The sequence below is a fragment of the Roseovarius litoreus genome (assembly GCF_900142765.1).
Classification (GTDB): domain Bacteria; phylum Pseudomonadota; class Alphaproteobacteria; order Rhodobacterales; family Rhodobacteraceae; genus Roseovarius; species Roseovarius litoreus.
This window is the reverse complement of record NZ_FRCB01000021.1, coordinates 1-12,344: the sequence shown is the minus strand read 5'-3', so window position 1 is coordinate 12,344 and position 12,344 is coordinate 1. Positions and strand designations below refer to the sequence as shown.

General features: G+C 56.9%; 7 protein-coding genes and 1 tRNA gene. 2 read left to right on the top strand and 6 right to left on the bottom strand.

Annotation, left to right across the window (positions count from 1 at the left end):
- Window positions 1-59: 59 nt before the first annotated feature.
- Window positions 60-136, top strand: a tRNA-Met gene (locus F3H35_RS18640).
- Here F3H35_RS18640 and F3H35_RS18635 read toward each other — a convergent pair.
- The 4 genes from F3H35_RS18635 to F3H35_RS18620 form a co-directional block, all read right to left on the bottom strand.
- Window positions 93-1,697, bottom strand: coding sequence for a recombinase family protein (locus F3H35_RS18635; protein ID WP_262975150.1), 1,605 nt, complete (start codon window positions 1,695-1,697; stop codon window positions 93-95). The two genes, F3H35_RS18640 and F3H35_RS18635, sit on opposite strands and share 44 nt — an antisense overlap.
- Before the next feature lie 38 nt (window positions 1,698-1,735).
- The gene (locus F3H35_RS18630; protein ID WP_149781031.1) at window positions 1,736-2,773 is read right to left on the bottom strand and encodes a site-specific integrase; all 1,038 of its coding nucleotides are present in this window, start codon (window positions 2,771-2,773) and stop codon (window positions 1,736-1,738) included.
- The gene (locus F3H35_RS18625) at window positions 2,773-4,467 is read right to left on the bottom strand and encodes a site-specific integrase (RefSeq protein ID WP_188130043.1); all 1,695 of its coding nucleotides are present in this window, start codon (window positions 4,465-4,467) and stop codon (window positions 2,773-2,775) included. Before F3H35_RS18625 ends, F3H35_RS18630 begins: the two co-directional genes overlap by 1 nt.
- A gap of 270 nt (window positions 4,468-4,737) precedes the next feature.
- Complete coding sequence (locus F3H35_RS18620; protein WP_149781029.1) at window positions 4,738-4,956, bottom strand: helix-turn-helix domain-containing protein; 219 nt, start codon at window positions 4,954-4,956, stop codon at window positions 4,738-4,740.
- On the opposite strand from F3H35_RS18620, the gene F3H35_RS18615 reads away from it, so the two are divergent.
- Window positions 4,949-6,115 (top strand): hypothetical protein, encoded by a 1,167-nt coding sequence (locus F3H35_RS18615; protein WP_149781028.1) that lies wholly within the window; start codon window positions 4,949-4,951, stop codon window positions 6,113-6,115. The two genes, F3H35_RS18620 and F3H35_RS18615, sit on opposite strands and share 8 nt — an antisense overlap.
- Before the next feature lie 422 nt (window positions 6,116-6,537).
- Here the strand turns inward: F3H35_RS18615 and F3H35_RS18610 are convergent, their stop codons facing one another.
- Together F3H35_RS18610 and F3H35_RS18605 are read right to left on the bottom strand one after the other, a co-directional pair.
- Complete coding sequence (locus F3H35_RS18610) at window positions 6,538-10,461, bottom strand: NACHT domain-containing protein (protein ID WP_149781027.1); 3,924 nt, start codon at window positions 10,459-10,461, stop codon at window positions 6,538-6,540.
- A 171-nt stretch (window positions 10,462-10,632) separates the two neighbouring features.
- A complete protein-coding gene (locus F3H35_RS18605; RefSeq protein ID WP_188130042.1) occupies window positions 10,633-11,796 on the bottom strand; it encodes a restriction endonuclease in 1,164 nt (387 codons plus the stop codon).
- Between the last annotated feature and the right edge of the window lie 548 nt (window positions 11,797-12,344).

The window sequence follows — 12,344 nt, the reverse complement described above, 5'->3', positions numbered from 1 at the left end:
GAGAGTAGGTCACCGCCAAACCTAGAAAAATCCTCAATCTCTAAACAAACACTCACAACCGCGGGATGGAGCAGTCCGGTAGCTCGTCAGGCTCATAACCTGAAGGTCGCAGGTTCAAATCCTGCTCCCGCAACCACTTTTACCGAACCATGATCGGCGTCAGTCACGCCACCAGGCTGAGCGACGTCGATCATGGCGGTAATAGCTCCGAAAAGCTCAAGTAGCACATCCCCGTTTTGATCTACAGTCACAGTCACATGCTGGATCAAGCTGCGGATGATTTCGAGTGCTGTTGTTCTCAGCTCCGGATTTTTTAGCGTCTGAGTCAAATCATTAATTCTTTTCCGATACTGCGCAGCCAGATTGGGATGAAGGCGCACCGGAGAAGGTTCCGGCGTAACCAACGCCTCATCGAGCTCGCGCAATTCGCTTTCCATTTTTTCCAAACGCTCGAGCAAGCCACGGGTCCTCAATCCATTGGCCACAGCATCGTAGAGACCATCTAATTTCTTAGCCAACGCGGCCCGGTCCTTTTCAGCCTTCGCCCGCTCAGCGTTCTCGCTATTGCGTTGCCTGTTCACTTCCCGGGAAAAGGCTGCGACGAACTCCGCTACCGCATCGGGCTGCATGAGACGGTCCCTCAGCAGATCGAGCACAGCGGCTTCGAGGACGCTGCGCTTAAACGACTTTGTTTGCTCACAAGTCTGGAGTTTGCGCGCCGCCGAGCAGGCGACATAGTCACGCCCAACTGCGGCAAAGCCGCCTCCGCAGCAGCCGCAGTGAAGCAGGCCGGTCAAAAGATGCATCTTGCGCCGCCGCTCCCAAAACCGGCTTTCCCTGATGCCTTGAACGCGAGGGCTGCTCTCGATCTCACCTTGGCGCTTCTTGACGGCGGCCCAGAGTTCGTCATCGACGATACGAAGCTCGGGCACTTCCGTGATCACCCACTCGGACTCCGGATTTTGTCGCGACACGCGTTTCCCGGTCGACGGGTCCTTGATGTAACGCAGGCGGTTCCAGACCATGCGCCCGATATAAAGCTCATTGTTCAAGATCCCCGTGCCACGCGTTCTGTGGCCGCGGATCGCGGTATCGCGCCACATTCGGCCCCGGGGGCCAGGCACTTGGTCTTCGTTCAATTTGCGCGCAATCGCCTTGGGGGAATGGCCCTCGCTGAACTCTCTGAAAATCTTTCGGATGATCTGTGCCTCATAGTCATTGATGGTGCGCTCACCGGTGACCATCTCGCCGTCTTCGCCGAGCCGGCGCACCACGTCATAGCCATAAGATTTGCCGCCCCCGGAATGACCGGCCTCGACGCGCCCGCGCAGGCCACGACGCGTCTTGTTGGCAAGATCCTTAAGGAAGAGCTGGTTCATGGTGCCCTTAAGGCCGACATGCAACTCGTTGATCTCGCCCTCAGACAGCGTCACGATCCGAACGCTATAAAAGCTCAGGTGCTTGTACAAGGTCGCCACATCCGCCTGGTCGCGGCTCAGCCGGTCCAAGGCTTCAGACAACACTACGTCGAACGCGCCACTCTTGGCCTGCGTCAACAGGCGCTCAAGGCCGGGGCGGTGCATCGAGGCTCCAGACAGCGCCATGTCGCTGAAAGTGCCCACGACCGATCCCCCAAGATGCTCGGCCTGTTCCAGGCACAGGCGTGTCTGATCCTCGATCGACGCCTCACTCTGCATCGTCGAGGAAAAACGCGCGTAAATCGCTATCCGCATCGTCAGTCTCCCTTCTTGAGGTTGGCCAGAGCGCTGGCCAGGCCGCGCCCTGCTGCAATCGTATCAGTCCGGATATAGTGCTCTTCGGAGATGCGCTCCGAAGCATGCCCAAGTATCGGCTTGATGAGGCGTGCCGAGGCCGGGTCTGTCCGTGCCAGCGTCGTCGCTGCTGCATCGCGAAACAGATGCGGGCTGACATCTATGCCAAGCAAATCCTTAGTTCTCTTTCTGATCGCCCGCGTGAATTGGTTGATGCCGGGAGGCGTCCCATTGCGCCCTACCCAGACGGCATCTGTATCGGTTGATCCACGGGCCAAAAGCGCAGGGCGTGCCGTCTGCAAGTAGATCGTCAGAATCTCTAGCAGGGTATCCGGCACGATTGCTTCCCAGGGCTGACCGTTTTTGGTCATGGAACCATTGAGGCAGACGGTGATCTGGCCGTTCTCAACAGAGAGAGAGGTTCCAAGCCTCAACTCCGACAACGCGCGACGGCGCATGGGCATAAGAGCCAGCAGACAGATTATCGCCCCATCGCGCAGGCGTACGGCGCGATCAGGATGTGTAATCGGGCCCACATTGCCCTGCACGAGCATCGCGCCGGCCTCGAACAGAACATCACTGGAATGAATGCGCCCCGTTTTGCGCGGGGAGCCATGCTGTTTGACGGCGCGATGCAGATCGGCCAGGAGGGCGAGCTGCGCTTTCCAGTCATGATCAGGAGCCGAAAGCCGAGATAGACGGACCACCGCGTCCACATACCCGAACAAGGTCGCGGGAACTAGGTCGCCCATAGACTTGCGCCAGGCGTGGAGCCGCTGATATGTGGCCCGTTCAACAGGAGACAAGGCCAGCGCCTCGGGCTCTACCTGCGAGATCCAGTCCAGCCAACGGCCATATTGGCGTTCCATCAGTTTGCGGGACCGCGCTCGCCAATGGGCAAGTGGCCCTCGGTCATCAAGCAGACTGCCTTCTGCGAACAATGCGACGAAGGCATCTTGGTCGGCGGCAGGCCAGTCTTGCAGCGGCAAGGCGATACCCATCACATGCCCTCCCGCATCTTGTCCACCAGTGATGCGAAACTGCGCGTGGCACTGATCGTCTCCAAGCCGGAGTAGACGCTAATTGTCTGGCTAAGGGAGGAATGGCCGAGCATCTGGCGGGCGACCTCGTAACCGCCCGGATTGGCGTCGAGGTAAATCATCACCGCAAGGTGACGGAAAAGATGTGCATTCATCTCGATCCCGATCTCGTCGCGCACCCGTCGCTTGATCCGCTCCGAGAGCGTGTTTCTCCAAACAGGCCCATCCTTGCGGGTCGCCGGGAAAAGGTAGGGGTTGCGTGGCGTGCAAAGAGTTGGCGCACGGTCGGAAAGATGGGCATCGATCATAGAGACCAGGTGGGCAGGCAGTTCGAACTCGAGCGGGCGATGGTTCTTCACCTCGCTCGCAGGGATCACAAGAAACATCTTGCCCTTGCCGGGGCGCTGCAGGTGGCGCTCGATCTCCAACGTCGACAGGTTAGAAACCCGCAGAGGGCAGTAGAGCAAAATGCCGATGGCGATGGCATCCTCCCTCGCCCGCAGCGCTTTATGGCGACGCTGGCCGAGCGGGCGCGCCATGATCTGCTCCGGCAGATGCAGCAGACGACGCAGAACGTCAGGATTACGCAACACGCGCAAACGGTCGCGGTTCTTAGCCGTCATACCGCCCGGCTCGTGCACAGCGAGGCGTGTTTTGTACTGTGTGAGGATGCGAACTATCTCTTCGGGCAAGCCCAGATGTGTGGCGATGGTCAGAAGAAGTCCCGCGGTATCGCTGATCGACGCGCGTGTCGCGCCCCCGTTGCGCTCCAACATATGCCGCAGCCCCCGTTCCACATGTCCCGGCTGCAGCAATGCGTTCAGCGAAGAAATCTCCTCGGCCGCAACTCCGGATCCAACAACGTGACTTACAAAGCGCAGCAACAGGTAGCGATAGGTGGTACCGGACGAGGCCGCGATCGGGCGGAGCGTCTTTCCGGTTGCAAGCAGGTCCGGCCGCAGGCGCATCTCGAGATACCTGTCGACATCCTTGATAAGGTCGGAGGGGTACTGCGTCGCAGGCAACATGACCCGCTTTGACTTGGACGGAAGATCCAGGCGCTGGCGCGGCCACTCCGACAACCGAACTCTGGCAAGATTCCAGCCCATCACCGCGCCTTCGTACGCGGCTTGAGGATTCTTGCTGATCTCATTCTGCTCGACCGCTTCCAGAAACAAGAGCGCATGGTCGTTGCGCACATCTTCGGGCGCGATCCCAACGCGATCGAGAAAAAAGACAAAGCGCGGCAAAGGGCTCAGAAGGCTCTTGTCCTTCGAGGCCTGAACCACGGCCCAGAGATTGCGCCAGGCCGGTGAAAGATCCTCGGGACGGCGTTGGCGCTTTGTCACAATCCCGCAAGCGACCATCGCGTTGCGCGCGTTGCTGACGGTATTTTGCCAAGTCTTCCGGGTGACGCCGATGGCAGCGGGCGCAATGCGCGCGAGCCGCGGCTGCAACCACTGTGGATCGGCCGGAACTTCGGCCGGCGTCCGGTGGAGCGCCTCCGCCACACGGCGCAAACCGGAGATGAGATCTTTGCGGCGTGCTGGGGTGAGACTGTCTTCGGTTCCAAGTTGCTCTATCAGGTCTGCAAAGCTGGGTGTGGCGGGCGGTACGAAAATACCATCGAGGGGGAGTTTGTTATATTTTGCCATCGGGTAGGTCTCTTTCTGGTCAGTTGTGGACGCGGGTGGACACGCGGTGTCAGGGGGGCCTGATCGGGAGTACCCTACACGGTAAAAAGACCCGGTTTTGCCATCTGGGTCTTCCCGAAGATGCGGCAAGGTGTTGATTTTATTGGACATTGCTGTTCACCAGTGCCAGAGATGATGGGCGCGCCGATAGGGTGCGTGCGCCTCAGGATTCCGATGGGCTGTTCTTTCGGCAGATTGTCACCCACTTATGAGGGTGGTCCTTCTTAAAAACTACTGCCCAGCCTTTTGCACCATGCGGTAAGCGATGTGTGCAGCCGGAGTAATGCGGATGAGACGCCCTCCAGGTCCAACACGGATGACTTCCAAAAGGCCGGCTTTTATGGCCCTGCGAACAGTTTTCTCGGAAACGCTGTCCAACTCTGCGACGTCCTTTACCGTCATAGCGGCCTGACCATATTGGCTGTAGTTGGAATTAGTCGGTTTGGTCATCGAGGTGTTCTCCGGATTGGTGGGACGTGAACTCCTGAGTCTCTGCGGCGACCGCCCGCGCGAACAGGCGTGCCAACGCCAGTGCGGCGTCAGTTACGTGCTGTTCATCGGTCTGGCGGTCAGAAGGTTGGCGCTCGCGTGTCATGCCCTGACTAGAGCTGCGCAGAGGTACCCGCGTCTAAGTGGATCAATTGAAAATATTCGCAGCAATCGTTCCACTTATTTCAGCGACTTCTCTGTAAGCTCCAATTTTTGGTGCAGGAACTGGCGGTACAAAGATGATCTTGCAGGCCAGTTAGCGGCAATAATTTACGGTGTTGGATCCGAGCGTGCGTATGGACACGTGCACGCACCTCGTTGGCAGGCTAGTTTCGCTGAAGAGAAACATTCCACAGAATTTGCAATTTTGAGGTGCAACTCTCCGATGACTTTCACAAAGAACATAATTCCTTGGAATGTTGGTCAGCCATGTGCTGCGCCCAATGGGCCACTAACTACCGAGCAGGTTCAACATCTTAGCGAGAAGTATGGGTTCGGTTTCGCAAAAATCCGTCAGCTGTCCCAAGAATTGAGCGGCGTTCTAGAGAACGACTTGCAATTGCCCCAACCAGAGTTCGGACAAGATCGCCGAGATAGAGCAATTAAAGAATTAGACCGCGCGATAAAGGATTTGGAAAAAGCAAGAGTGCAACTGAACAAGGCCTCAGCAGCCCTCGACAAAATTGCGATTTCTAATCCGTTGGCGCGCATCGGCGCCGAAAACCCTGTTTTGACCCACTTTAAAAACTACTCAGACGGAAAGGCTGCGATTGAAGACTTTCTCGTGTTTCTGCGTGGTGTCGAGAGAAACACCAGAAGTGAAACCACGGATCATGCTGCCTTCACTTATTCGGTAAGCCACACTGACACAGATAAGCGGCGCGTGAAGGACGTCCGTCGCGAGATCGTGGTTACCCAGATTTTCAACATGTGGGAGCGGAGCGGTCGGAAACTTCGCTATACGACCGATCCAATCACGTCGGAGCGTCGAGGTGAGCTAGTCGAATTTGTGAACGATGTTGTGATATACCTGACCGAGCCGGCGACATCGATTGATACGGATACGATCAAGAAGGACCTGGACGATTTCAAGAAATACCAGGCATCAAAAAATATGTGATAGCCCCCTGTTTAAGTCTTTTCGGCGCAAACGGCTCTTTCTGTTTGAGCGGGATACCATTGCGTGGTCATGTCATGAATGCGCTGGAGCCATTGTCCTGGGTTGCTGTTCCAGATTTTCCTTCAAATGCATCTCAAATACGGTGGGTTAGATCGGCATAACTGTGCGAGTGCCAGGGGAAAACGATTCATGCAGTAGACGTGCAAAGCCCGCGCGCCATAGGCGATTAAGCCGTCATTCGCTTCAGGGCGCATGAAGGTCGGCTCAGGGCCGTTTGCGAAGCCCTGTGGCGGATTCCGGAAGTTCGCTGCACGCGCGAATGCACCACTCATTGAACACAGAAGCGGACATTCAGCCCGGCTCACGCCGTTGGTCTTTTCTTCAAAGCCGCCACTCCATCGCGGTTCCAGTGAACTCGCGCTTCAGTGCCTCGCGAGGTTAAGAACCACTACGTCAATCTTGCCCAGAAGCTCGACTGGTAGGCCTTCTTCAAGTCTCTTTTTCAGATCAGCAGCCTGTAAATTATTATGATTCTTCAGGCCCGCGATCTTTTCGTCCGCACCAAACCAGAGGACCAAATAGATACCTTGTTCTTCTGCTGTTGGATGTACCGCGTAGCGATCCACAAGCTGCATCTGGGCCGCCGTGAAAAGCTCGGCATTCCATTGGCCTTTGACTTCCACAACCAGCATCTTGCGCCCAGCGGGCGTCTGGATGGAGGCTGTAATGTCGCATCGGTTGCCGTCGGCAAGCTGGTGTTCAATCACATCCACGAACCCCAAGGGCTCAAGGCGAGGTCTCAGCCAGTTTACGATGCGCCTCGTGGCAGCGTTCTCTCCAAGCCGCTGCCCTTTCTCGTAGAACTGATCGATCACGCCGAGGTCGCCGCCGTGGACATCTTCCTGCAAGCGTCCAAGGTACTCGACAACGACGCGGCGCACGTGTTCAACGCTGGCTGGCCGTCCCTGATCAAGTGCAGCTCTGACAGCTGCGGCGCTCGGTGGGGCAAAGTCGCGTAGAGATATTGTGCGCCTGCTCGCCGCCCGGATGCTCCGCAGATTTCTGTGAAACGGTGCCATCCGAGGGTCGGCGAGAAGGCCATCCAGAACCGGCAAGACAGCGTCCGTCGTATCCCGTCCAATCATGTAGACGATGTCAGTCAGATAGCGATAGGCGGTTTCAGGCTTCGGGCTACCAGTTCCCCAACTTGAAGGAAGTGGGGCAGGCGGCCAGCGGTCAATGAACGTGTCCAAGATGCGCGCGATTTTCGCGGCACTCAGGTCGGGCCACGTCGCATCGTCCCCTCTCTGGTCACTTCGGATGTGTTCGAGTTCGAAGATGAAATCCGGATCACGATCCAGAACCGACCAGACCGCAGATTGATCGCCGTCCAAGAACCAGAAGTGGCGAAGGAACCAAAAGCGCCTTTGCGCCTCAAGCCTGTGGGGCAGCATGCCGGAGTCAAGATCTGCACAGCGTTCCCGGATCAATGCAAGCAGGTCTGCGCGATCCCCGTAGCTAACGGCCATGTCGAAGAGCCGGTTCAAGGGATGGTGTGCGATAGCTGGAAACATGCGCAACCATTCCAAAGGACGGGATGGCAGCAGAAATCGGAACGTTTCCTTACGTTCCAGCCAGCTTACGTCCGCGGTCTCGTCGCCGTAAGCGAGCTGAGCTTCGACGTACTCTGTTATGAATGCGTCTGCATCGGCCTCGTTGCGAAAAAGTGTTACATCGACTGCTTCCTCGAACCGCTCGCGTTCACCCTCACTGCCCCAATTGTATCCACCGATATCTGTTCGGACCGCAGCAAGGACGCGCCGATCAATCTGTGACAGGTCACGGGTAGCTCTAAACTCGGCGACACAAGCTGCATGGAGCCTGACAACGCCTGCCCGAGTCGTGCCCAACGCACACTGTTCCAAGGTCGAGATGTCATCGCCGACGACGCGAAGATAACTTCGCAGGGCCGCGTCTACGTCGATCAACCCCCGCGTAAGCTCGTCCATGTCATTCGGTTGAACCAAGTAATAGCGCGCGATGTAGGTCAGCCAGCCTTTGTGTTGGCCGGCTTCGATAATGCCGCGATCTCTGGTCAGTGAGCTGATCGCCTTGCCTTCAGCTGCGCGTTCTCGACGCCGCCGTCGGGCCTGAAAGCGAAACCGCCGTTCGCGATTTTGCTTCCAGCTACGGAATTGTCGGCGTTGCCTGAGTGCCCACCTGGCGAGGAAATCCGGCTTCTGACGCGCTTGCTGCCGCGCATAATGTCGAAGCTCGTCTGGGCCCCTCTCGGCTCGTGCTCGGTAGAAGTGGTGCGAATGAACGCATAAGTCCCAAAGCTCAACATTTTCTGTCGCGAATGCGTAATCCATCATCGGCCGGATATCGACAGACTTAAAGGACAGGCCCGCATGGCCGTGTCGATCTATGCCTTCATCGATCATGGCCTCCCGTGTGGTAAGCCCTTCGAACATCAGCCGCTGAATTTCACGACGCAGGTGGTGTTCCTCCTGCAGGACGCGGACTGCTGGGCTATCCTTCCCACTGACCGAGCGATGGAAGTGAAGCGGTTTCAGCCAGCACCAGATTCTCGCAGGTTCCCCCGGCGCCTCGGCGATGTCGAAATACCTATCTAGGAGATGCCCTGCAATCTTGCTGATGCCATCCCGGCAGTGACACTCCCATGAACGAGCTCCGCAAGTGCAAGCCAATCCCCGGGTAATCTCATCAAGCAGCCAGCCACACAGATCAGCATCGAAATCCCGCACCAGAATTCGTATGAAGTACCGTGATCCGAGCACGCGTTCGCGCTCTGTTGGATCAGTCGGGTACAAGTTGGCGCAGGCCAAAAGCAGGTCCCGAAGCTTTTCGCGAGGTTGGCGTCGGACCCCCATGTGGGTAACGATCTTTGCGGCAAGACGCAGGGCCTCGTTGGTGCCAGACGCGATAAGTGGATCTACCAGCCGTGCGAGGTCGAGCTCTTCCCGTGCTAGGCAATCGCACGCTGCGTGCCTGCACTGTGGGGTGGCGGTGTCGTCTAGCACGATCGCTTCCAGTTCCGGACGCAACGAAGTGACCGCAGGCGAACCCAACAGAAGCTCGAGGAGCAACGCGCGCAAGTCTCCTCCGCCTTCGCGCGCGATCATCGGGCGGATCGCATCAACGATTTTGGGTGTAAAGAACCCCGAGGCGCTGAAACTTCGCCAGCGATCTACACGGCGGAAAAAGGGATCATCGGCCTCCAGTTTTCCCAGTGCTTCAAGAAGTCGATGTCTGGACCTAACCGAGAGTCGCGATGGATCCCCGTTTGAGAGGACGGCATAGGGGTCAACATCGATTGCCGCATCCTGGACATTCTGGCTTCCCAGTGCAGCCATCCAGCCAAGGAGACCACGAAGGTCATCACGGGTGGTTCCGTTCGGAGCCACAAGACTCAGGCACTGATTTACGGTGAAAGTGTTTGCAGGATCATCAATCCTTTGGACAAGTGCCCGGGCTGCACAATGCTCTGCAACGATGCGATGGACAGGTTCATGTCGGTCGGCACCTGCGGCTGGACGAAAGAGGCGGGTATCAAGGATTGAGGGTAGTCGTTGGTCGGGCAGGCCAAGGTCTGCGAGACGGGGGAACGTCGGGCCTTCGGCGACATCTGCCATTGCAACGCCATCGGAACCTGACAAGAGAAGTCGCGCAAAGACCTCGTCCGCCCAAGCTATGCGTTGCTCAGCTGTGGGCGCGTCCCGAGTGGGAACCGACCTATTCGTTTCGCGAGCGAGATACCGCACCGCGTCACTGAATATCTCATGTCGCTGTGTGAATCGGCCTCCGGCCTGAACAAACGCATCCGCGAACAGGTTCAGGAACTCTGGATTGCCAAGGAGATGAGTTAGGTCGTGGCGGGCGGCATCGGAAAGAAAGTCTTCGAAGCTGGCGTCTGGATGTCGATGGCGAAAAAGTAGAGCCTGCTCATTCTGATCAAACGGGACCAACCTGGCGAGGATTGGCTCTACACCCATGATGTCATGAAGCAGGCGAGTGTCCGCGTCGCTCCACTCCCCGGATCGGCTCGACAGGATTGTCCGTTCTGCTTGGGTATGACGGAGTTCTTTCAACGTGCGATGAAGGCCGGTGGGATCAATGCGCGCAATTTCGTCGAATGCGTCGACAACAATGCAGGGCGCACGTGATCCTTCGAAGATGCTGGCTTTGACTGGGGTGGTGCCGAAGCGAGCTGCAAGACTTGCGAGCAAGGCGGATTTCCCCGCCCCCGGTTCAGCAAGAACGAGAACCACGCCAGGTTCTGACAGCAGGCTCAATTCAGGCACAGGCACCTGTTTCTCGCCCAAGCACAGCTTACGTGGAATATGGAGTGGTAGCAGTGGCTAAACCTTCATATTAATGAATTCCAGACGACGATGCCACCCGACGAGCTACTCCGCAAGTTGAGGCTATGCGCGGCCCAACCGCGCACAAATCTCTGACAACCAAATACGACCATTGGCCAAAGCAAGTTTATTTCAGGCAATTTCCAGATTCCATTGCCCAATATTGAACCACCCCTCAGCCATTAGCGTGGGGGCAGGAGTACGCATTTCGTCGCTCAGTTCTTCCAAGATGCCGCGCATTATCCGGGGGAATGCTACCTGCGCAAAGACGTCATCAGGGAGTTCGTCAACTGTTGTGGTCAGCGGATTGTTGAACATCTCGACGCGTTTGGCTTTTATAATCTCGATGGATTTTAGCGCCCAATCATCCAAGTTGGCTGAAAGCCGACTATCCCGCATGTTGTCGGGTGGGCTCAGTCGAAGTGCCCGACCGTGCGCGATTGCCCTTGATCCTGGAGCAGCCATCTGCTCGTTGATAAACTCGGAGATACATAAGGCCGCCAGCTTTGGCTCCTTGACTCGGTATAAATAAGTGCGGAGCTCATTCATCGTGCACATACGTGCGACCCCTTCTTGGGCAACTTCCTCGCGTCGCCTTAAGACGCGGAGTTGTTGACGAAGTGCCAATCGTTCCTTGCGTCTTTCCTTGGAATGGGGACCTTCGCCGAGTGCGGCGATCTTCTGAATAAGATTATCGGTCTCGTGATCTCGGATGACGATGTGTCCGTTAGGCCAATCCTGAAAATCCTCCCAAAGCTCTTGGAAATCCAGAGAAAGCTCTGTGCTGTTTTTCTCAAGTTGCCCCTGCGTAGTGTGCCAAGTACCCAGCAGCGGTGATCGCGACGCGCTTCCCTTCGCCCCAAAGTGCTTGTCTGCAATTTGGGGGTCTTTCAAGGCGCGCCGTAAGATTTCACTCCATCCGAGCAATACAACTTCAAAGGGCTGGCTGTCGTTAATTTTCCGAACGTGTGATTGAAGGGTGGTATCGTCGGGAGCAGTAGTGAGGATATAAAAGGCCTTAAGCTTGGGCCTGAATTTCTGAGCCGCCAGTACCTCTTCATTTATTTGCTTGGCGGTGAGCCGGGCAACTGGCCATCTTGAACGCCGCTTGCATTGCAAGCCAATGGGATAAATCGCACCATTTCGACCTACGATGTCCACGCCATTTTGCCGCTGACCGGCACGGCCGTGTCTAACCATTGTAGGATCCTGCCAAGACGACTGAAAAACATCGGCACACAGTTCCTCGAACTGATCCCAAGATCGTGGCGGTGGATAGTCGGCAAGGATATGCATAAGTTGGACGTGCTCAAACTGCGGATTAGGGTTCACTCTAACAACAGGACATCTGATCATCGATAGTTTGTTCCGCGTTGCCTTCAGCTTTTGGAAAAGCGTTAACATGCATCAGACGAACAAAAACGATCCTGGGAGGTTTTCTTGCGCCCGGCCGCCCGTGTCCCACGCAGCGTGCCTCCGATTCCTGTGCTCCAAGTCGGTAATGCCGCACATCGAAGGGCCTCCGCGCAGATGATGTGAATGCCCGCTCAGTCCGCACTGGCGACCTTGGGCCGCAGAACCATGCTGCATAATGTCATGGATGTCCGTTTCTGTTTAGCCGCACTGCAGCGTTCACCCTTCTGGTGAATGTCCGGAGAGGGCCGTTACCCACCTAACTACCAAAATCATTCCACTGCGCTACGTCTGGAGCGTTGCTGCGCGGTGGATGTTTGGTCTGACCGGTTGGTCGAAAGCCCGCCAGAAGCGAAGGCCCCGCTGAAGGATCAATCCCCGACCCGGTATTCGGGCGGTATGGTCAGTGAGACGTGCCCGGACATGGACAC

Coding starts and splice junctions, on each gene's coding strand:
- F3H35_RS18635 (WP_262975150.1), bottom strand. CDS start 1,697: ATGCAGAGTGAGGCGTCGATCGAGGATCAGACACGCCTGTGCCTGGAA.
- F3H35_RS18630 (WP_149781031.1), bottom strand. CDS start 2,773: ATGGGTATCGCCTTGCCGCTGCAAGACTGGCCTGCCGCCGACCAAGAT.
- F3H35_RS18625 (WP_188130043.1), bottom strand. CDS start 4,467: ATGGCAAAATATAACAAACTCCCCCTCGATGGTATTTTCGTACCGCCC.
- F3H35_RS18620 (WP_149781029.1), bottom strand. CDS start 4,956: ATGACCAAACCGACTAATTCCAACTACAGCCAATATGGTCAGGCCGCT.
- F3H35_RS18605 (WP_188130042.1), bottom strand. CDS start 11,796: ATGCATATCCTTGCCGACTATCCACCGCCACGATCTTGGGATCAGTTC.